Below are 19,882 nucleotides of genomic sequence, written 5' to 3'. Positions count from 1 at the left end.
CTGTCCGCGGCGCCTACTGGCGCACATAATTGGCGGCGTCGTGCTTCTTCATCACCTCGTCGAAGCGGCGCGCGAACGCCTCGTCGGCGAGTTTCTTGCGCCGCTGGATATCCTGCGTCGCGACCATGTTCTTCTCGTGCATTTCGAGCAGGTCGCCGATGTGTTTCTGCGCTGCAGCCCCGATACCGGCCATCGTCGTCTCGGCGGCGGTGTCGACCTGGCTTCCGAGCGTGTTGATCTTGTGCGCGACATCCTGCTGGGCGGCGGTCTTCAGCGAATCTTCCAGCGACTTGTAGAGGACGATGCGTTGCTCGGTGTCGATGGTCAGCTTGTTGATCAGCGTCTGTTGTGCGGCGATCTGGTTGTTGAGCGAGTCGACGAAGGTCTGGAACATCGAGGTGTAGCGTTCCAGCGTCTGGCTTTCCGCCAGCATCGTCTGTTCCCTGGCCTGCATCTCGTTGTATTCGGTTGCCAGTTTCGAGCGTTCGCCTTCCAGTTCCGTGCGGTCCTTCTGGTTGGTCGTCGCGGCGATCCTGTTTTCCATGTCGAGCAGCATCGGGTTCAGTTCCTCGATGCGTTTCTGCGTCGTCTCCAGTTCGGACATCGTGCTCTTGCGCCGCTCGATCACGGAACGCAGGCTGTCCTCCGACGTCGAGTAGCGCTGGTCGAGAATATCCTTCTGGTTGGTCAGGATACCGACGATCGTGTCTGACTTGGCCAGGAGTTCCTGCAGATTGCCGGCCAGCGACATGTTGCGCACCCGGTCGGAGCGCATGCGCTGCATGCGTTGCCTGGAAAACAGGCCGATCAGCTTTTCGAAGCCGGAATAGGACTTCATGCTCTCGAATTCCGCGCCGAACACGTTCGTCGCGTCCTCCAGCCCGATGATCAGGTCGGCGATATTGCCTTCCATCACCTTTTGCTGGCGCAATACGTCCTGGATACGGGCGTTTTCGATGTCGAAATCGGCGTCGCCGATGGCCTGGTCGGCCTTGGAGAATTTCTCCAGCACGATTCCCGACTGCTCGATCTTCGAGCGCATGTCATCGACGACCTGCCTGGTTTTCTCGATCTCGGCGTCAAAGTTCTGCAAGGTCGCCATTTATGCCCTCTCCTTATGCGCCGCCGTGAATATCCGGCCAGGTCGCGTCATAGGATATAGACCGAGGCGGTGACGATTTGAAGTATCAAGCCCGGCGCGTCAGGACCGGGAGAAGCCGATCAGGTCTTCCGCTGTGACGCGGCCCATTTCCTCTTCCCAGTGCCGGCGGCACAGCGAGACATAGGCATCCTTGCCGATCGCCACTTGGTCGCCGGCGCGCGCCACCTTTCCGTCCGGACCGATCCGCACGACCATCGTCGCCTTGCGGCCGCAACGGCAGATCGTGCGCACCTCGCGCAATTCATCGGCAAGCGCCAACAGCGCTTGCGAGCCGGAAAAGAGATTGCCCTGGAAATCGGTGCGCAATCCGTAACACATGACCGGGATGCCAAGGCGGTCGGCCACCCTGGCAAGCTGCCACACCTGGTCTTCTTCGAGAAACTGCGCCTCGTCGACGAACACGCAATGCGTCGTCTTCGACTCGTGATGCTCGCGGATGCGCTCGTAAAGGTCGTCCCCGTCGCGAAACATCTCGGCGTCCGTTTCCAGTCCGACCCGCGAGGAGATATAGCCGAGGTCGCTTTCCTTGCGGTAATGGCCGGCGACGAACAGGAGCGTATGCATGCCGCGTTCGCGGTAGTTGAAGGAGGCCTGCAGCAGCATGGTCGACTTGCCGGCATTCATGGTCGCGTAGTGAAAATAGAGCTTGGCCATGAGCGCGGTTCCGGCTTGCCTTTCGCTGTCCCGATTTCGATGACATAAACGCAATCGGCGCAAGCGGCCATGCGCCTGACGAGGCAATCAACAACAGATGAAAGAACGACTGTCATGGGCGCCAGCGAAGACAGAACCGACAAGCCGAAACAGCTGATCCGCGAAACCGACGACGAGGCGATCCGGCAAGCCCGCACGCTTGTTGCAACCGCGCGCCACGGTGCGCTCGCGGTCATCGTGCCCGAAAGCGGTTTCCCCAGCGCCAGCCGCGTGGCGCTCGCAACCGATTTCGACGGCACGCCCGTCATTCTCGTCTCGACGCTGTCCTGGCACACCCGGGCCATCGTCGAGGAACCGCGCTGTTCGCTGCTGGTCGGCGAAGTCGGCAAGGGCGACCCGCTCGCCCATCCGCGCATCTCGCTTTTCGCGCGCGCCCGCCAGGTCGAACGCGGCGGCGCCGAACATGCCCGCATCCGCCGCCGCTACCTCGCCCGCCATCCGAAGGCCGCGCTCTATGTCGATTTCGGAGACTTTTCCTTCTTCAGGCTCGATATCGTCCGCGCCAGCCTGAATGGCGGTTTCGGCAAGGCCTATGAACTGACCGCCGCCGATCTCGCGCCGAAGGGCGACAATGCCGGCATCGCCGAGATCGAGGAAAGCGCCATCGACCACATGAACGAAGACCACAAATCCGCGCTCGACCTCTATGCGCGATGCTTCGCCAGGGCCGGATCGGGCTATTGGCGGCTGGCGGCGCTCGATGCCGAAGGCCTCGATCTGGTCGACGGCGACCGCACATGCCGGGTCTGGTTTTCGGCTCCGCTCGAAACCGCCGCCAAACTGCGCACGGTTCTCGCCGAAATGGCCAAGGACGCGCGCGAGAAACTCGGAGGAAACACATGACACCGCTTGCCGCCCGCCACGAGAATTTCCACGCCCTGCATCAGAGCGGCTGTTTCGTCATTCCCAATCCGTGGGACGTGGGCTCCGCGCGTATCATGGCCGCCCTTGGCGCGAAGGCGCTTGCGACCACCAGCGCCGGATTTGCCTTCACGCTCGGCCGGCCCGACATGGGTCATGTGACCCGCGACGAGGCCCTTGCGCACGCCGAAACCATCATCGCGGCGACGCCATTGCCCGTCTCCGGCGATTTCGAGAACGGTTTCACCGACGATCCCGACGGCGTTGCCGAAACGATCCGCCTTGCCGCCGAGATCGGCCTGTCGGGCTGTTCGATCGAGGACACGATGATGGTCGACGGCAATCCGGCCTATGAATTCGATCTCGCCGTCGAACGCGTACGCGCCGCGGCCGCCGCGGCCAGGGCGCTCGGCCGGCCTTTCGTGTTCTGCGCTCGCGCCGACGGCGTCATGAACGGCGCCTACGATACCGGCGAGGCCATCCGCCGGATCAAGGCGTTCGAAGCGGCCGGCGCCGATCTTCTCTATGTCCCCATGCCGCCGGACATGGCGAGCCTGAAACGGATCGTCGACAGCGTCTCTCGGCCCGTCAATGGGCTCGCTGCAGGCCGGTTCGCCAAATTTTCGAAAGACGAATTCGCTGCAGCCGGCGTGCGCCGAATCAGCGTCGGATCGGCCGTCGCCCGCGCCACGCACAAGGTCATCGTCGACGCCACGACTGCCATGCTCGGCATTGGCGATTTTTCCCCGTTGCTCGCCGTGACGCCGGGAAGCGAGACCGACGCATTGCTGCTCAAGGGCGCAGATGACGCTTCCTGACGACCGCCTGACCCGGATCGTCGATCCGCTGGATCCGAGGATCGAGATCTACCGCGACATCCGCGAGCGCGATCTCGTCCGCCGGCAGGGACATTTCATCGCCGAGGGCAAGACGGTGCTGCAGGTTCTGGTGAGACAGAACCGCTTTCCGGTCCATTCGCTGCTGGTGCTCGAAAACCGCCTTGCCGGCATCGCGCCCCTGATCGAAGCCCTGCCCGCGGAAATCCCGGTCTACTGCGCGACACAGGCCGCGATGGATGCGATCGCCGGCTTTCACATGCATCGCGGCATCCTCGCCGCTGCCCGCGTTCCCGCCGGGATCGCGGTCCTGCCGGAACTGCTTCCGGCCGCATGGAAGACCGTGCTGGTGCTGTCGGCGATTTCCAATCATGACAATATGGGCGGTATCTTCCGCAATGCCGCCGCCTTCGGCGTCGATGCCGTCCTGATCGATCCGGAATGCTGCGATCCGCTCTATCGCAAGGCGATCCGCGTGTCGGTCGGCGGCGTGTTGCGCATCCCCTTCTACCGGGCCGCGTCAATGGAAAAGGCGGTGTCGGCTCTGGATGCAAACGGTTTTGCGATCGCCGCCCTCTCGCCCGCCGGCCGTATCGGCATCGGCGACTGGCAGCCTTCCGAACGCCAGGCGCTCGTGCTCGGCAGCGAAGGCCACGGGCTGGCAAGCGAATGGCTGGAACGGCTGGAAACGCTGTCGATCGCGATGGCGCCGGGCTTCGACAGCCTCAATGTCGCAACAGCCGGCGCGGTCGCGCTGCACCAGTTGCAACTGCGGCGCGCCAAGGCCTAGGTTCAGGCGCTGTTGCGCTGGGCGTTGGCGCTGCGCTGCAGCGCCTTGATCCGTTCTGCGAGGCTGATGACACCGCCCGGCGGCGGCATGGTTTCGTCGGCGAGCAACGTGTTGATCCGCGACTGCGGCCCTTCGAGCCGCGCCGCCATGGCGACGACCTCAGCGGCCAACTGGTTGAGTTTCTCGCGCAATTCCGCGTCGCCGCCCCCCGTTTCGCCTGTCGTCGCGGAAGCAAGCTCCTGTTTCAACCTGTCGCGCTCTGCTTCCAGGGTCTTCATGGCGACCGACTGTTGCGCCATCTTGGCCTGCAATTCCTCGAACATCGCCCCCTGCTCCTTTTCGCCGAATGTCGCGGACATCAGCCGGTCGATCCGTGTCGTCATTTCGGCGATTTGCTTTTCCTGCTTCTCCCGGTCCTTCTCGGCAGCCAGCGCGCGCCCTTCCAGCGCCTGGAATTCGGTTTCGCTGATGCCACCCTGCTCGCGCGCCCGCTTCAGTTCCTTTTCGCGCCGCTCGAGTTTCTCCTCGAGCACCGAAATCTGCGCGATCGACTGTTCCAGCTTGGCTTCCATCTGGGCGAAGCGCTTGCGCTCGGTCTTCAGCATGTCGCCGGTCGCCCGGCCTTCCGTTTGCGACGTATTGATTTCGCGCTGCAATTGCTTGCGTGTTTCCTTAAGGCCCTTGATCGTCGTTTTAAGGGTCTCGATATAGGCGTCGCGCTCGGCGATCTCGGTCTTGTAGACCTCCATCCGCCGCGCCGCGGCCTCCAGTTCCTGGTCCTTTTCCTCCAGAAGCCGGGCCCGTTCCCGCAGCTCTCGATTGGCTGATTTCAACTCGTCGGTACGTATCTCCAGTTCGGTACGCGTCGATTCAAGCAGGATCGAGATTTCGGAAAGATTGGTCGTCTGTTCATGGTACCGGCCGGTCAGATCGTCGAGTTCACCTTCCAGGCGGACACCGTTCGCCGCGCTTTCGGCGAGTTCCTTTTCGACCTTGCGCAGCCTGTCGGCCTGTTCCTCGAACGCAATCTTCTGGCCCGCGCCCTCCTCGCGCAATTTGCGCACGCGCATCTCGACGCGCCGGACCGCCATCGCGTGTTCGGCGCGCAACTTGTCCTTTTCGGCATTCAGTTCATTGGCTGTGAGCGGAAGGGCTGCCTCGATGCGCTTGCGCGTCAAATAGACCGCACGCCTCCATATGGCCGGGGCGACCATGAGCGCGAGAAGCGCGGCTGCGAGAAAACCGAGCGTGAATATGAGTATCGACTGGACCAAGATCCGTGTTCCTTGGGCAGAAGGCTAGCATCTGCCACGGAAACGGCCAACAATCCAGTCTGCTTTATGGTGAATTCGGCGGCGGACGGAAAAGGCCCGCCGCAAATTGTTTACGTGGTAAACCCCTTAGAAAGGGTTCCAGGTCGGCATCGGCGTAACCTTGAGATACCCGATCGACACGCCGAGACGAGCCCCGACTCCGGTGCGCACCGGCACCAGCAGCACATTGCCGCGTTTCAGCACGTTGAAGCCGACGCCGGCCACCAGATAGGCCGAACCCGCGATGCCGCCATAACGGCCATAGAGCCCGTTGATGCTGTCGAGATCATAGACCAGCATCATCGTGCGGTTGCCGTCCGCGCCGAAATCCCATCCAAGCGACGGCCCTTGCCAGAACACCGTGTGATCGCCGGCGTTCTTGGTGTAGAGCGTGCCTTCGCCATAGGTGAGGCCGCCAACGAATGCACCGGCGCCCTCCTGACCGAGTACGTATCCGTTCGGCAGCCCGTAGGTGGAGAATATCTTTTCGATCACCGAGGCAAGACCACCCGACGTCGCGCCGAAAAATGTGTGGCCGGCATCGACAATTTCCTGGGCGGTGTATGCCTCGCTGGCCTGTGCGCGCGCCTTGACCGGCATGACCGCAGCCATGATCACGACGGCGAATGCCATCAGGAGCGGAAGAATTCGGGGATAGCTGGCGACGGAGGCGCTCGACGTCGTCCTGTATTTATGGGTCATGACGGTTCCTTCCAACGCTTTGCGTTTTGCATTTCGTCATTGCCGTCCTTGTTCTGCGCCTGCCGCTGTGGTGTCGATTCTGGTCCGTTTCGCGGACTCATTTCTGTTTCGTTAGCATTACCGCGCCGGAGTTTACGCACCATTAAGGCCTGATTGCGGTAAAACGCGGCGCCCCGCTTCTCACCGGCAGTTTCACGCTTTCTTGCCTGATCCAAACAGCCGGTGGTACCCAAGTATCGGGACAGGAGAATGATTCGCCGCGACGCGACAAACCGGAGCACGCCACATGCCGTCGATTTTCACCCTGACGCCGTCTGACCTTGCCTCTCTGCTGTGCAGCAAGGTCTGTCACGACATCATTTCGCCGGTCGGCGCCATCAATAACGGACTGGAATTGCTCGACGAGGGTGGAGCCGACGAAGCGGCGATGGACCTGATAAGGGCCAGCGCCCGCAACGCATCGGCGCGGCTGCAATTCGCGCGCATCGCCTTCGGCGCGGCGGGCTCGGCCGGTGTTCAGATCGATACCGGCGATGCCCAGTCGGTTGCCACCGGATACATGCAGGGCGAAAAGCCGGAATTTACCTGGACGGGCGAACGCGCCTATCTGCCGAAAAACAAGGTCAAGCTGCTGCTCAATCTGATCCTCGTCGGAAATGGCGCCATCCCGCGCGGCGGCACGCTCGATGTCGTTCTGGACGACCTTTCGGGATCACCGAAATTCACCCTCACGGCAGCAGGCAAGATGCTGCGGGTGCCGCCGAAGTTCGACGAACTGCACACGGCCGCCAAATACGGCGCGCCGCTCGACGAACCGATCGACGCCCATTCCGTGCAGGCCTACTATACGCTGTTGCTCGCCTCCGAAGGCGACATGACGATCGATATTATCGCCGATGACGAGAAGATCGTGTTCGCAGCCGACTAAAGCGCGAGGCGAACAGCGTTAACAGTCCCTTAAGCACAACGTTAGAATCCCCGATACCGGTTTTCGGCTTCTTTCAATTTTTCCGGCTATGGTCTCCTCCATCTTGGGGGACGATCCGCATCTGCGGAAGAATAAGAAGGAAGAAACGGATGACACGGTGTTTGATTGTTGACGGATCGAGTGTGGTTCGCAAGGTGGCGAAACGAATTCTCACCACGCCGTCTGATCTTGTCGTAGAGGCGGATAACGCCAATTCGGCGCTTGGCGCCCTTGTTTCGGGCCATCCGGACATCGTCATCGTGGACGGCGATCTTCCGGATATGGAAGTCACCGAATTCATCCGCAATATTCGCTCGATGCGCAACATGACACAGCCGACGATTATTGTGATGATGACGGAAATGAACCTGGCGCTGATGACCAAGGCGAAACGCGCCGGTGCGAATGATTACCTTTTAAAGCCGTTCGATCGCACCCAGCTGACGCGCCGCCTGCACGATTTGAAGCGCGCGGCCTGATCCGGCCGCAGCAGCGCTTTCACTAATCACGAAAAAACCCGGCCGATCGGCCGGGTTTTTCATTTAATTGAATTCCGGTGAAAACAGTACCGATCAGGCGCTTTCCGCCATCGAAACCTGATCTGGCTCGCGCAGCACATATCCGCGACCCCAAACGGTTTCGATATAGTTCACGCCGCCGGACGCCGCGTCGAGCTTTTTGCGCAGCTTGCAGATAAAGACGTCGATGATCTTCAGTTCCGGCTCGTCCATCCCGCCATAAAGGTGGTTCAGGAACATTTCCTTTGTCAGCGTTGTTCCCTTGCGCAGCGAAAGCAGCTCGAGCATCTGGTATTCCTTGCCCGTCAGATGCACGCGCTGTCCACCGACCTCGACGGTCTTGGCATCGAGGTTCACGACCAGGTCGCCTGTCGTGATGACCGATTGCGCGTGGCCCTTCGAGCGGCGCACGATGGCATGAATGCGGGCAACCAGTTCGTCCTTGTGGAACGGCTTGGTCATGTAGTCGTCGGCGCCGAAACCGAGGCCACGGACCTTGTCTTCTATACCGGCCATGCCGGAAAGGATCAGGATCGGCGTCTTGATCTTCGACAGGCGCAGAGTGCGAAGCACTTCGTAGCCGGACATGTCGGGCAGATTGAGATCCAGGAGGATGATGTCGTAATCGTACAGCTTGCCGAGATCGACGCCTTCTTCTCCGAGATCGGTGGAATAGACGTTAAAGCTTTCGGACTTCAGCATCAGCTCGATGCTCTGCGCAATCGCGCTGTCATCCTCGATGAGCAATACTCGCATTTCTTTCCCCTTTTCCCGCGCCGGCTATCCCGTCCCCCGTTCAGCCCCGGGGCAGAATCAATAATCCGCGCCTAGGCTGGCATGGAATGGTTAACAAAACATATTCCGGTTCGGCAAGACTTCATTCCTTATTAATCCATTCCTTCAGGCGTATGAAATCACATTGCTTTTTCAACCGCAGAATCGGAATCTCTGCATGAAGAATTCGCCCTAAGTGATTCAAATGACTCACCAAAATTTCGCCCCGGATAAGCGGTTCGGGTTTACTCTGCCTTAAAGGTTACGGCCTATCATTAACGGAGGACGTAAACGAAGTGTTACCAGAAGCCGGTTTCGGCGGTTTGGTTTACAATTCGTGAAGCCGCGTCCGCTCAACCCGGGCGGCCGTTTGCGTTTTTTGGTTCTGGGAGTTTTGAGTATGAAGCCAAGGGACAATATGATCCGCCTCCGTCAGTTCAAGGTGGCCGAAAAGCATCGTCAGGTCATGCAACTCGAAACCATGATCGGTGAATTCGAGCGCATGGCGAACGAACTCGACGCCCAGATCGTCGCCGAGGAAAAGAAATCCGGCATCACCGATCAGAGCCATTTCGCCTATCCGACCTTCGCGAAAGCCGCGCGGACCCGCCGCGACAACCTGGCGACATCGATCCGCGACCTCAAACAGCAGAAGGAATCGGCCGAGGCGGAACTGCTCGAAGCGGAAACCGAACTTCAGAAGGCCGAGCGGCTGGAAGTTCGCGAAGCGCGCGGTGACGATGGCGCCCACGCCGGAGACCACCACAAGGCCATGATCGGCTGACGGGCCGCAGCCGGCCCCGCAACCCGCACTTGCCTTGACGCCCGAGGCAGATTACCTGCGCGCCATGCGCACACTCACCGCAACGCTGCTCGCGATCTCGGCTTTTTGCCTTGCCCTGGGCATTACCCAGCCGCTGCTGCGGTTCGAGCACCTCGTGTTTTTCGACCGGACACCGTCGCTGATCGGAATGATCGGCGAGTTGTGGACATCGGGTGACGCGTTTCTCGCCTTTCTCGTCGTATCGTTTTCCATCGTGTTTCCAGCCGCGAAAATCCTCGTCGCCCAGGCTATCCTGGCGCGCAACGACGGCGATCCGGTCGTGCATGAACGCATGCACCGCCTGCTCGGTGCCGTTTCGAAATGGTCGATGATGGACGTCCTTCTGGTCGCGCTGGTGATTGTCGCCGCCAAGACATCGGGGCTCGCCGACGCTTTCACCCAGCCCGGACTGTGGTTCTACGCGACATCGGTGGCATCGGCAGCCATGGCTACCGTGCTGCTCCGCTAACCACCGGCCAAACGCGAAAAGGCGCCCCTGCGGACGCCGTTTGCGGATTTCATTGATACGGACGAAAGACCGTGGCCGTCGGGCCGCGAGCCCTCAGTGCCGGTATTGCTGGATGCGCGTCGTGCGCAGTCCCGCAAGGCCGTGCTCGTCGATCGAGGCCTGCCAGGAAAGATATTCTTCAACAGTCAGCGTATAGCGCTGGCATGCTTCTTCCAGGCTCAGCAATCCACCGCGAACTGCGGCAACGACTTCGGCTTTGCGCCGGATGACCCACCGCCTTGTCGTTGCAGGCGGAAGATCGTTTATCGTCAAAGGGCTGCCATCGGGCCCGATCACATATTTGACTCGTGGTCGGATCTGGTCGGTCATTGCACTCACTACACACTCAAGGACCATTAACGATGCCACATTACGGCCACAGCTTTAAAAAACACCTAAAGGCGCGGTAGGCATTTGGTAAGGCTTGGCGCCCGGGCGCCGGGCTTTTTGCGGCGTTGCGGAACGTCACGACTGGAAGATTGCCGGTTATGCCGCTATATGCGGCGCGGAAAGCCGAAGATAAAACCGATGAACTCGCTCGATATCGCAAAGCCGCCTGAAGCAACCCGCGTGGTCGTCGCCATGTCGGGCGGGGTGGATTCGTCCGTCGTCGCGGGCATGCTCCACCGCGAGGGCTACGAGGTCATCGGCATCACGCTGCAGCTCTATGATCATGGCGAAGCGGTGCGCAAGACAGGCTCGTGCTGCGCCGGACAGGATATCGACGACGCGCGCCGCGTGTGCGAAACACTTGGCATCCCGCACTACGTACTCGACTACGAGAGCCGGTTCCGCGAGGCGGTAATCGACAATTTCGCCGATTCCTATCTCGCCGGCGAAACGCCGATCCCCTGCGTCGCCTGCAACCAGACGGTCAAGTTCGCCGACCTCCTGAAGACCGCGCGCGAACTCGACGCCGACGTGCTGGCGACGGGTCACTATATCCGCTCGCGCCAAAACGGCGCCCACCGCGCCCTCTACCGGCCGGCCGACGCCGATCGCGACCAGAGCTATTTCCTGTTCGCCACGACGCAGGAGCAGATCGATTTCCTGCGCTTTCCGCTCGGTGACCTGACCAAGGACGAAACCCGCGCGCTCGCCGCCGAGATGGGACTGGCGGTCGCCGGCAAGCCGGACAGCCAGGACATCTGTTTCGTGCCGAACGGCAACTATGCCGACATCATCACCAGGCTGCGCCCGAACGCGGCGCTCGCCGGCGATATCGTCCATATCGACGGCCGCGTGCTCGGGCGCCATGACGGCATCCTTCGTTTCACCATCGGCCAGCGCAAGGGCCTCGGCGTCGCCACCGGCGAACCGCTTTATGTGGTCAAGCTCAATGCGCGCGCGCGCCGCGTTATCGTCGGCCCCCGCGAGGCACTCGACACCCGCATCGTGCATCTTCGCGATGTGAACTGGCTCGGTGGCGGTCCGCTCGATGCCATCGGCGCGGGCGGGCTCGAAGTGTTGGCGCGCGTCCGCTCGACAAGTTCTCCCGCGCCGGCGCGGCTGTTTTCGGATGGCGGCAATACATGGGTGGAACTGTCCGTCGGCGAAAGCGGCATCGCCCCCGGCCAGGCTTGCGTGCTCTATGACGGCGAAGGCGAAGGCGCCCGCGTCCTCGGCGGCGGCTTCATCGACCGGACCGAACGCGTGCCAGAAGCCGAGCGCATGCTCGCCCGGCTCGAAACGGCGATGGCGGAAGCGGGCTGATCCCTATTCGGCCGCGGCCAGCCGCTCGGGGCTGGCCATCACGAATGCGCGGATTTCGCCGATCACGCGGTCCTGGTCTTCTTCGGACAGATAGGCGTGCATCGGCAGGCACAGGATCGTCTTCGGCTTGGCTTCCGTGACGGGAAGACCGCGCGGCGCAACCGGGAAGCGTTCATAGGCGACCTGCTTGTGCAGCGGCTTGACGTAATAGATCACCGACGGAATTCCCTGCGACTTCAGATGCGCCTGCAGCGCGTCGCGTTCCGGCAGCTCGATCGCATATTGCGCCCAGGCCGACCGTGCGCCGGCCGGGTTGGATGCCGCCTTGACCATGTCCGAGAGACCGGCGTGGTAACGCGCCGCGACGCGCTGGCGCGCGACCATCTCGTCTTCGAGGATAGCCAGTTTCTCGATCAGGATCGCCGCCTGGATCGTGTCGAGGCGCGATGTCAGGCCGATGCGCACATTGTCGTACTGGCTCGCGCCCTTGCCGTGAAAGGCGACGGATCGCATGATTTCGGCCAGTTCGTCGTCATCGGTCATCACCGCGCCGCCATCGCCGTAGCAGCCGAGCGGCTTGGCCGGGTAGAAACTGGTCGAGGCGACGTCACCGAAACTGCCGCAACGCTTGTTGTCCGCCTCGCCGCCGATTGCCTGCGCCGCGTCCGAGATGACCAGCAGGCCGTGCCTGGCCGCGATCTTGTTGATGGCGACATAGTTGGCCGCCAGACCGAACAGGTCGACCGGAATGACCGCGCGGGGTTTCAGCCTGCCCTCGGCCTCGATCATCGCGATCGTTTCCTCAAGCGACTTCGGATCCATGTTGTAGGTATCGGGATCGATATCGACGAAGACGGGCTCTGCGCCAGCCAGCGCGACGACCTCCGCCGTGGCCGCGAACGTGAAGCTCGGCACGAAGACGGCGTCACCCGGGCCTATGCCCTTGGCCATCAGCGGGATCAGCAGCGCGTCGGTTCCGCTGGCGCAACCGATCACGTGCTTGACGCCGACATAGTCGGCGAGCTGGCGCTCGAATTCGCCCACCTGGGGTCCGAGGATAAAGGCGCCGCTCGAAATGACGGCGTTGATTGCGGACTGGATCTTGTCCTCAATGCGGGCGCGCTGTGCGCCGAGATCGATGAATTGCATGGTTACCCCAGAAATGGCCGCCTCGGGCATCGCCGTCGGCGCAAATGTCCTCTCGCCCAACTGCGCCGCTTAACCCGAACCGGGCACAAAGGTAAAGACGGCGGTGAATCAATCCCTGCGCCGTATTGTAACGTGCGGTGAACGCTAAAACCTTAACGGCCGGCCTGTTCCAGAATGCGCAGCACCGCGACGCCCTGCCGGCCGTCCGTCTGCGGCGCTTGGCCGCTGCCGATGCAATCGATGAAATGGGCGAGTTCGTCGGTCAGCGCCATATTCGGCTCCAGCGCCACATATTCCGGCTCGCTGAGCGTGAAGTCCCAGTTGGTGCCCTTGGGGTCGATCGAGTGGCGATAGAGCGCCAGTTTCCGCGGCCAGTCGGCGAGATCGTCCCATACCGCCATGCCTCGCGACCCGATCACCGTGAACCGGCGTTCGCGATAGGGGCTGTGCCGCGAGACATGGACATGCGCGCCGATCCCGCCATCGAAATCCAGATGCACATGGGCAAGATCGGTCGAGCCGATCGACACGCCGCGATGAACGCCGCGCACCCGCTCCGGCTCGCTGCCGGCCAGTGTCAGGATCAGCGAAAGATCGTGTGGCGCGAGATCCCAGAGCGCATCGAAGCGGGCATGGAACTTGCCGAAGCCGAGCCGGTGGCTCTGGACATAGCGCACTTCGCCCAGATCGCCGGCGGCGATCCGTTCCGCAAGCGCGACGAAGGCATTGTGATAGCGCAGGATATGGCCGGTCATCAGTACGCGGCCCGCCGTCGCCGCCTCGTCGACGACATGCGCGCCGTCGGCGGACGACAACGCCAGCGGTTTTTCGACGAAGACATGCTTGCCGTCGGCGATCGCGCGCAACGCGAATTCGGCATGGACATGGGCCGGCAGCGCCAGCACCACCGCATCGATCCCGCTATCGGCGAAGACCTCGTCCGGCATGCAGGCTTTCGCGCCGAAGGGCTGGGCGAGCATTTCCGCGCGCTCGATATTGACGTCGGAGACGGCATGCAGGACGCCCATCTCGCCCAGTGTGCGAACATGGTTGGCGCCCCAATAGCCGCAGCCGATCACCGCGAGTCTGGGGCCTGTGGTCTGGGTCATTGTCCTGTCCGGAAAGCGTTTGGAGGCTGCGGGCGCCTTAAAGCGCGTTTGCGCCATCAAAACAAGGCACATCACGCCGCATACGCGCTTGACAGTACGAACGCCCGCACCTTATATCCGCGCGACTTGGCAGGCCATGTGCCCTGCCGCCTTGGCGGAGTAGCTCAGTCGGTTAGAGCAGCGGAATCATAATCCGCGTGTCGGGGGTTCAAGTCCCTCCTCCGCTACCACTCTGATTTATCGTGCAAAATCAATAGCTTGTAAGGAACAGAGGTTCCGGAAGCTGTGAGACATCTCCCAGATACGTACGCGGAGATGCCATGGCTCGGCGCGTGATTGGCAATGTGATGTCAGGGGTTCTCCCAGTATTCGAGGATCTCGCCAAGGCTAGGTGGGATCAGGGAAGGTTCTCTGATCACAACCAACAGCTCGTCAGGGCCCTCGATTTAGATTTACGAGACGTGGCCGGTGCCGAGCAGGCGCTACACGCTCTTGCAGACTTGTGGGCGCGTCGGAACGCATCAATCCGCAACGAAGCCGCCCGATGAATCGCTTGTCTGGGACCCGGAATCGCCCGCCCGCACTTGGGAATCGAATGACTGCAAATCGAGATGACCTGCGGGCACGGCGACGCAAGTCGCCGGGAATGCGTTTCAACTCGGAGCGGAAACCGGAACCGGGACGAGAGGGCTAACGGTCCGGCAGCAGCCGTCGCAATTCCTCGCCTTCCAAGGTCTCCACCTCCAGCAGCCGGGCGGCGAGATCGATCACGGCTGGCCTGTGCCAGGCGACGATGCGCCGGGCCTGACGTTCCGCCTTCCGCAAACGCCGATGCACGCGCCTTGCGGTGCCGCCTGCAAGACCGGAGAGCAGCATGTCCGCTCCGATCGTCTGGTGCAGCAGCGGGTATGTTCTCGCCCTCACCCGCATCAAGGGCCTCTACGAGGCGATCGGAATCTAGGCGCGTCTATCCCGGAGGTCCGGTAATCCGAATGGAATTCGCGAAACTTAATAGCGGGATTGGGCGCCATACTGCGGGCTTAGTCCCAGACGATTGTCTCGACAAACGATGGTAGCGCTTCGGATTGAACCAACACAGGATTTCCTGAGTAGAATCAATTTGTTGGTCGTTGTCGGTCGCGATCTGCGGCTGAGGTGCAGCCGGCGCGCCTGTATTTCATATAAAGATATCAATGACATAGATAGGTGAAATGGTAGCGGAGGAGGGACTCGAACCTCCAAACTCGCTAACCTATTGATTTAGTATTGCAAAATCGGAGTCTATCTCCAATCAGGATACGTCCTCACGTACACGGATCCATTTAGCTCTGCAAGGGCAGCATTTGCCACGAACCTCAAAGGCCGGAGGAAACATTCTTCTTGCGGAGCGCCTTCTCGAGAAATGCCGATACCTAATGCTATGGAGAGATCCCTTCCTCTCCGCCAATGAGCAGTCCCGCCTTTAGGGGCGAGGGCTGAATCCGCTGGTCAGGGAAAACGTTGACATGCTTGGGCAGCGCTATGTGACATGCCGATACTGACGGTGTCGACCGTCTCTGACGCCGACAAGGCAAGCCGCCGAAAAGTTTTCGGCCGCAGCCGATGCTTGAACCGGAAACGCGAAATGATCTCGCTCCCGCTGGTGTCGGAAAAGCGCCTTTGGAAGCGGACGCCCGCGCAGATGTAGAGTTCGAAGAGGACCAGTGGAAGGACGATGACGAAACGTCCAAGGACCGTCGCTTTGTTCCCCGCAAGGCATCCGCAGCGGTTTGGATGAATGACCAAATAGGGGCCGTGACCTGTCAGGCAGCTTGTTAGAACGAAGTCGGGGAAGCAGACGCTCCGCATTGACAAGCGCGGTATGACTCACGGCCCATCGCGGACCTTTGGTCACTCTGCAGCGAACGGATATTTCGAGCCTACCCGTATCGATTTTCTTTCTGCGCTCGCTGGCAGTACGGGAAATTCTGCGAGATCTCGGTGCTCTGTGCTGCGGAGCAGTGGTAGAACGGCCATTCATCCAAATTAAAGCGCGGGAAGAACCGCCAAGGCGCGTGTCGGGATCATGCTTTTTTGTGCGCCTATTACCGTACCTACTCGTCATGGGCAGCTATTAATTGGTCTGGCACGAGAGCCTGCGCATGGCCCGCCGAGTGCAGGCAATTAAAGCGGTGCTTGATCAGATCATCCGCGAAGAGATTTCGATGTTTCGAAACCCGAACTTACAATCGGTATGATCCGGGCGTCCGCTTGGTCCATTTGCGAAAGGCTCGATGGAAGTTCGCCGGGGCAGAAAAGCCGGTGTCAAAGGCGATTTGTTCGATGCTGTCCGTGCCTTGCTGAAGCGCGCGGACAGCGATGTCGCGGCGCAGAGCGTCCTTTATGTCCTGAAAGGATGTCCCTTCCTCTTTCAGGCGACGGTTCAGCGTCCGGGGCGTCATTTTCAGGGCGTGGGCCGCATCCGGAAGCTGGCAGCTCTGCCACGCCGTTCCGTAAAGAAAGGCGCGGACGCGCAGGCTGTTCGTATGCGCGCGCGAGCCGGTGAAGATCCAGTCAATCGGCGCGCGTTCAAGGAACACGGATGCCTCGGCGGGACTGCGAGTGATCGGACGGTTGAATTGGCGTGGATCAAAAAGGATGCTGGTTTGCGGCGCGTCAAATTCTACCGGACAAGGAAAGACGACGGCGTAGTCTGCGGCAAAATCCGGACGAGAGAAGGCAAAGCGAACCTCTTTCACGGTCGTTTCCGACCCGCCGAGCCAGGACAGGAGCCCATGCGCCAATTTCAGGATCAGCATGTGACCAAATCGCTGCGGGTGGGTTTCGTTCGAGTAAGGGACCAACGCCAGTTCCACCTCCTCCGGTCCGTTCTGCAAATCCAGATGAAAATCATCCAATAGCAGGTTCCAGAATGTCGAGAACCGATACAGCGCCGAGACCAGGCTGCTCGCCTCACGCTGCACGGTTACAAGATGTTGCAGGGCGCGGGGCCGGATCGGGCGGCTCCAGAGTCCCATCATTTCATCCCCGGTCTCTGGCGTGGCAAGCTGATACAGCCGGGCGATTTCTTCGAGCGTGACGCGTTGCGTGGATGCCATCGGGCTGGATTGCAGCCCTGAGCGCTCCAGCAGGGAAGTCATAGCTTCCGGCGTGCATCGAGATTTCAGCGCATCAAGCCAGTCCTGAATGAAACCCGCCGATACGGTCGTCAGAGAGATGGGGTCATGACTGGTCATGGAGGCTTGCTTGGCGTAATCGGATAGCATTTTGGCGCAAGATGAGCTTATCGGCAAGTTATGTCGTGGCTAAATGACGCGAAACCATAGTTTCCGTCGGGGAGCCAGGTATGTCCTATCAGCCGCCCGTGCAGGATTTGATGTTCTGTATCGAACACCTGTCCCACTGGGAAAAGGTGTCTGCGCTGGAGGTGTATTCCGAACACGACCTGTCGGATATTGGCGCCGCGCTTGAGGGCTATGCCAAGTTCTGCCGCGAACAGATCGCGCCATTGTCTCAAATCGGGGACACGCTGGGGGCCCAGTTTAACAAAGGCCGTGTGACCATGCACGAAGGCGCCGCGCGGGCCTATGCTCAGTTTGTCGAAATGGGCTGGCAGGCGCTGACCCATCCGGTGGAATATGGCGGCATCGGGCTGCCGCGTGCCGTTGGCGCGGCGGCGGTGGAGATGCTGAATGCCGCCGATATGAGCTTTGGGCTCTGCCCGCTGCTGACCGATGGGGCGATCGAGGCGCTGCTGCTGGCCGGCTCGGACGAACAGAAAGCCACCTATCTCGAGCCGCTGATTGCAGGGCGCTGGTCCGGCACAATGAACCTGACCGAACCGCAGGCGGGCAGCGATTTGGGCCCTGTGGCGACAAAGGCGATACGGCGCGGGGATGGTAGTTATGGTATCTCCGGCACGAAGATTTTCATCACCTATGGCGCCCATGATCTGACCGAGAATATCATCCATCTCGTGCTGGCGCGCACACCTGATGCGCCAACCGGGCCGAAGGGGCTGAGCCTTTTTATCGTGCCACAGAAGCTGGTGGATCCGGATGGGACGCTGAGGACCGGGAACTCAGTAAACTGTGTGAGCATCGAACACAAACTGGGCGTGCGCGCCAGTCCGACGGCAGTGCTGGAATACGATGATGCCACCGGCTTCCTGATCGGCGAGGAAAACTGCGGGCTGGAGTACATGTTCATCATGATGAACGCCGCACGGTTCTCTGTCGGTGTGCAGGGGATTGCGCTGTCGGAGCGGGCTTTTCAGCGTGCTCTGACCTATGCGCGCGACCGGGTTCAAAGCCGTCCGGTGAACGGTCAGCGCAGGGAGGCCGTCCCGATCATCGACCACCCGGATGTCCGCCGCATGCTGATGCGGATGCGCAGCCTGACCGAAGGCGGACGGGCCATGGCGGTGGCGACCGCCGGGCTGTTGGACATCGCGCATCATCAGAGCGATCCCGAGACCCTCGCGCTGGCCGAATTCATGGTTCCGCTGGTCAAGGGATTTTGCACCGAACGCGCGGTCGAGGTCGCGTCGCTGGGCGTGCAGATCCATGGCGGCATGGGCTTCATCGAAGAGACCGGCGCTGCGCAGCATTACCGTGACGCCCGCATTCTGCCGATCTACGAGGGCACCACGGCCATCCAGGCAAATGACCTTCTGGGGCGCAAGGTAGTGCGTGACGGAGGCGAAACCGCCCGCCTGTTCGCCGCGCGAATTGCCGAGACCGAGGCGCAGCTTGCAAAGGGTGACGCCTCCGCCCAGGCGATCGGCACAAGGCTCGCGCAGGCGCGCGGCGCATTCGAAGCCGCGCTGGACTGGATGCTGGAGAACAGCCGCAGGGATATCGACGCGGCCTTCGCGGGCTCTGTCCCCTTCCTGATGCTGGCGGGCACATTGGCGGCGGGGTGGAAACTCGCCAAAGGCGCCCTGGCGGCGCAAACTGCGCTCGACGCCGGGCAGGACACTGGGTTCATGACCCGGAAAATCGCCACCGCACTGTTTTTTGCCCAGCACATTCTGCCCGAATGTGCCACCGAGCAAACTCGCATCATGCACGGCTCGCGAAGCCTGTTAGACACAGCTTTCCCCGAATAATTACTCGAAAGGACCCGACCCATGAACGGCGTCGTGAACCCCGACACCTATGAAAGACTCTCGATTTCTGCGCGTGAGAACGGCCTGTATGTCGTGACGCTGAACCGCCCTTCCAAACGCAACGCTCTGGATGTGGCCACGATCGAGGAACTGATACGCTTCTTCAGCGGCGCACGGATGGCGGGCGTCAAGGCTGTGTTGCTGGCAGGCGAAGGCGATCACTTCTGCGCGGGTCTGGATCTGGTCGAACATTGGAAGGCCGACCGCAGCGCCGATGACTTCATGCATGTCTGCCTGCGCTGGCATGAGGCCTTCAACAAAATGGAATATGGCGGCGTGCCGATCATTGCCGCGCTGAATAGCGCGGTTGTCGGCGGTGGCCTGGAACTTGCCAGCGCCGCCCATGTGCGCGTGATCGACCCCGGCACCTATTTCGCCCTGCCGGAAGGCCAACGCGGGATTTTCACTGGCGGCGGCGCGACGATCCGGGTTTCGGAGATGATCGGCAAATACCGCATGATCGACATGATCCTCACCGGACGCGTTTACCAGGGACAAGAGGCCGTCGATCTGGGGCTGGCGCAATATATCACCGAAGACGGTGGCAGCTTTGCCAAGGCGATGGAACTGGCGCAAAAGGTCGCGCAGAACCTGCCGCTGACGAACTTCGCGATCTGTTCTGCGGTGAGCCACATGAACAACATGTCCGGTATGGATGCCGCCTATGCCGAAGCCTTCGTGGGCGGCATCGTCAACACCCAGCCAGCCGCCCGCGCGCGCCTCGAAGCCTTCGCCAACAAGACCGCTGCCCGCGTGCGGCCCAACACCTAAGT

At 61.2% G+C, this 19,882-nt stretch carries 19 protein-coding genes, 1 tRNA gene and 1 pseudogene; 11 read left to right on the top strand and 10 right to left on the bottom strand.

Translation table 11 applies throughout. The features are described 5' to 3' along the window. Positions 1-13 precede the first annotated feature (13 nt). Entirely contained in the window at positions 14-1,102 is a 1,089-nt protein-coding gene (locus IG169_RS11445; protein ID WP_193176340.1) for a hypothetical protein, read from the bottom strand. A gap of 99 nt (positions 1,103-1,201) precedes the next feature. Continuing rightward, entirely contained in the window at positions 1,202-1,816 is a 615-nt protein-coding gene (locus IG169_RS11440; protein WP_193176339.1) for a thymidine kinase, read from the bottom strand. A 114-nt stretch (positions 1,817-1,930) separates the two neighbouring features. On the opposite strand from IG169_RS11440, the gene IG169_RS11435 reads away from it, so the two are divergent. Genes IG169_RS11435 through IG169_RS11425 form a run of 3 tightly spaced genes read left to right on the top strand, consistent with a single transcriptional unit; the run spans position 1,931 to position 4,363 of the window. After that, entirely contained in the window at positions 1,931-2,719 is a 789-nt protein-coding gene (locus IG169_RS11435; RefSeq protein ID WP_193176338.1) for a HugZ family pyridoxamine 5'-phosphate oxidase, read from the top strand. Beyond that, a complete protein-coding gene (locus IG169_RS11430) occupies positions 2,716-3,555 on the top strand; it encodes an isocitrate lyase/PEP mutase family protein (protein WP_193176337.1) in 840 nt (279 codons plus the stop codon). The genes IG169_RS11435 and IG169_RS11430 overlap by 4 nt, the downstream gene beginning before the upstream one ends. Then, positions 3,542-4,363 carry a TrmH family RNA methyltransferase gene (locus tag IG169_RS11425; RefSeq protein ID WP_193176336.1) on the top strand — a complete coding sequence of 274 codons (822 nt, stop codon included), beginning with the start codon at positions 3,542-3,544 and terminating at the stop codon, positions 4,361-4,363. The genes IG169_RS11430 and IG169_RS11425 overlap by 14 nt, the downstream gene beginning before the upstream one ends. Before the next feature lie 2 nt (positions 4,364-4,365). Here IG169_RS11425 and IG169_RS11420 read toward each other — a convergent pair whose 3' ends face one another. Both IG169_RS11420 and IG169_RS11415 read right to left on the bottom strand, forming a co-directional pair. Continuing rightward, positions 4,366-5,637, bottom strand: coding sequence for a coiled-coil domain-containing protein (locus IG169_RS11420; protein WP_193176335.1), 1,272 nt, complete (start codon positions 5,635-5,637; stop codon positions 4,366-4,368). Between the two features lie 126 nt (positions 5,638-5,763). After that, positions 5,764-6,252, bottom strand: a pseudogene (locus tag IG169_RS11415) (DUF1134 domain-containing protein); the annotation flags it as partial. A 412-nt stretch (positions 6,253-6,664) separates the two neighbouring features. Between IG169_RS11415 and chpT the strand changes: the two are divergent. Beyond that, the gene (gene chpT / locus IG169_RS11410) at positions 6,665-7,306 is read left to right on the top strand and encodes a histidine phosphotransferase ChpT (protein WP_193176334.1); all 642 of its coding nucleotides are present in this window, start codon (positions 6,665-6,667) and stop codon (positions 7,304-7,306) included. 149 nt (positions 7,307-7,455) lie between these two features. Then, positions 7,456-7,824, top strand: a complete 369-nt coding sequence (locus IG169_RS11405) for a response regulator (protein WP_193176333.1) — start codon at positions 7,456-7,458, stop codon at positions 7,822-7,824. A gap of 93 nt (positions 7,825-7,917) precedes the next feature. Here the strand turns inward: IG169_RS11405 and ctrA are convergent, their stop codons facing one another. Beyond that, positions 7,918-8,619, bottom strand: coding sequence for a response regulator transcription factor CtrA (ctrA, locus tag IG169_RS11400; protein ID WP_131567405.1), 702 nt, complete (start codon positions 8,617-8,619; stop codon positions 7,918-7,920). Positions 8,620-9,037: 418 nt separating this feature from the next. Between ctrA and IG169_RS11395 the strand changes: the two genes are divergently transcribed. Together IG169_RS11395 and IG169_RS11390 are read left to right on the top strand one after the other, a co-directional pair. Further along, complete coding sequence (locus IG169_RS11395) at positions 9,038-9,421, top strand: flagellar export protein FliJ (RefSeq protein WP_193176332.1); 384 nt, start codon at positions 9,038-9,040, stop codon at positions 9,419-9,421. 64 nt (positions 9,422-9,485) lie between these two features. Beyond that, complete coding sequence (locus tag IG169_RS11390; RefSeq protein ID WP_193176372.1) at positions 9,486-9,929, top strand: paraquat-inducible protein A; 444 nt, start codon at positions 9,486-9,488, stop codon at positions 9,927-9,929. 93 nt (positions 9,930-10,022) lie between these two features. On the opposite strand, the gene sciP is transcribed toward IG169_RS11390, so the two are convergent. After that, a complete protein-coding gene (sciP, locus tag IG169_RS11385; protein WP_193176331.1) occupies positions 10,023-10,298 on the bottom strand; it encodes a CtrA inhibitor SciP in 276 nt (91 codons plus the stop codon). Positions 10,299-10,496: 198 nt separating this feature from the next. On the opposite strand from sciP, the gene mnmA reads away from it, so the two are divergent. Beyond that, positions 10,497-11,681: a tRNA 2-thiouridine(34) synthase MnmA gene (gene mnmA / locus IG169_RS11380; RefSeq protein WP_193176330.1), complete on the top strand. Its 1,185-nt coding sequence runs from the start codon at positions 10,497-10,499 to the stop codon at positions 11,679-11,681. Between the two features lie 3 nt (positions 11,682-11,684). Here the strand turns inward: mnmA and IG169_RS11375 are convergent, their stop codons facing one another. Together IG169_RS11375 and IG169_RS11370 are read right to left on the bottom strand one after the other, a co-directional pair. After that, positions 11,685-12,830, bottom strand: coding sequence for a DegT/DnrJ/EryC1/StrS family aminotransferase (locus tag IG169_RS11375; RefSeq protein ID WP_193176329.1), 1,146 nt, complete (start codon positions 12,828-12,830; stop codon positions 11,685-11,687). A 152-nt stretch (positions 12,831-12,982) separates the two neighbouring features. Continuing rightward, a complete protein-coding gene (locus IG169_RS11370; protein WP_193176328.1) occupies positions 12,983-13,939 on the bottom strand; it encodes a Gfo/Idh/MocA family protein in 957 nt (318 codons plus the stop codon). A 153-nt stretch (positions 13,940-14,092) separates the two neighbouring features. Between IG169_RS11370 and IG169_RS11365 the strand changes: the two genes are divergently transcribed. Continuing rightward, a tRNA-Met gene (locus IG169_RS11365) sits at positions 14,093-14,169 on the top strand. 460 nt (positions 14,170-14,629) lie between these two features. Here IG169_RS11365 and IG169_RS11360 read toward each other — a convergent pair. Further along, positions 14,630-14,815, bottom strand: a complete 186-nt coding sequence (locus IG169_RS11360) for a hypothetical protein (RefSeq protein ID WP_193176327.1) — start codon at positions 14,813-14,815, stop codon at positions 14,630-14,632. Positions 14,816-16,161: 1,346 nt separating this feature from the next. Next, positions 16,162-17,175, bottom strand: a complete 1,014-nt coding sequence (locus tag IG169_RS11355) for an AraC family transcriptional regulator (protein ID WP_193176326.1) — start codon at positions 17,173-17,175, stop codon at positions 16,162-16,164. 110 nt (positions 17,176-17,285) lie between these two features. Here IG169_RS11355 and IG169_RS11350 point away from each other — a divergent pair, with 110 nt between their 5' ends. Beyond that, entirely contained in the window at positions 17,286-19,049 is a 1,764-nt protein-coding gene (locus IG169_RS11350) for an acyl-CoA dehydrogenase C-terminal domain-containing protein (protein WP_193176325.1), read from the top strand. Positions 19,050-19,070: 21 nt separating this feature from the next. After that, positions 19,071-19,880 (top strand): methylthioacryloyl-CoA hydratase, encoded by an 810-nt coding sequence (dmdD, locus tag IG169_RS11345; RefSeq protein ID WP_193176324.1) that lies wholly within the window; start codon positions 19,071-19,073, stop codon positions 19,878-19,880. Positions 19,881-19,882 lie beyond the last annotated feature (2 nt).

Source organism: Oricola nitratireducens (genome assembly GCF_014904745.1).
Taxonomy (GTDB): Bacteria; Pseudomonadota; Alphaproteobacteria; order Rhizobiales; family Rhizobiaceae; genus Oricola; species Oricola nitratireducens.
This window is presented reverse-complemented; position numbering and strand designations above follow the sequence as displayed.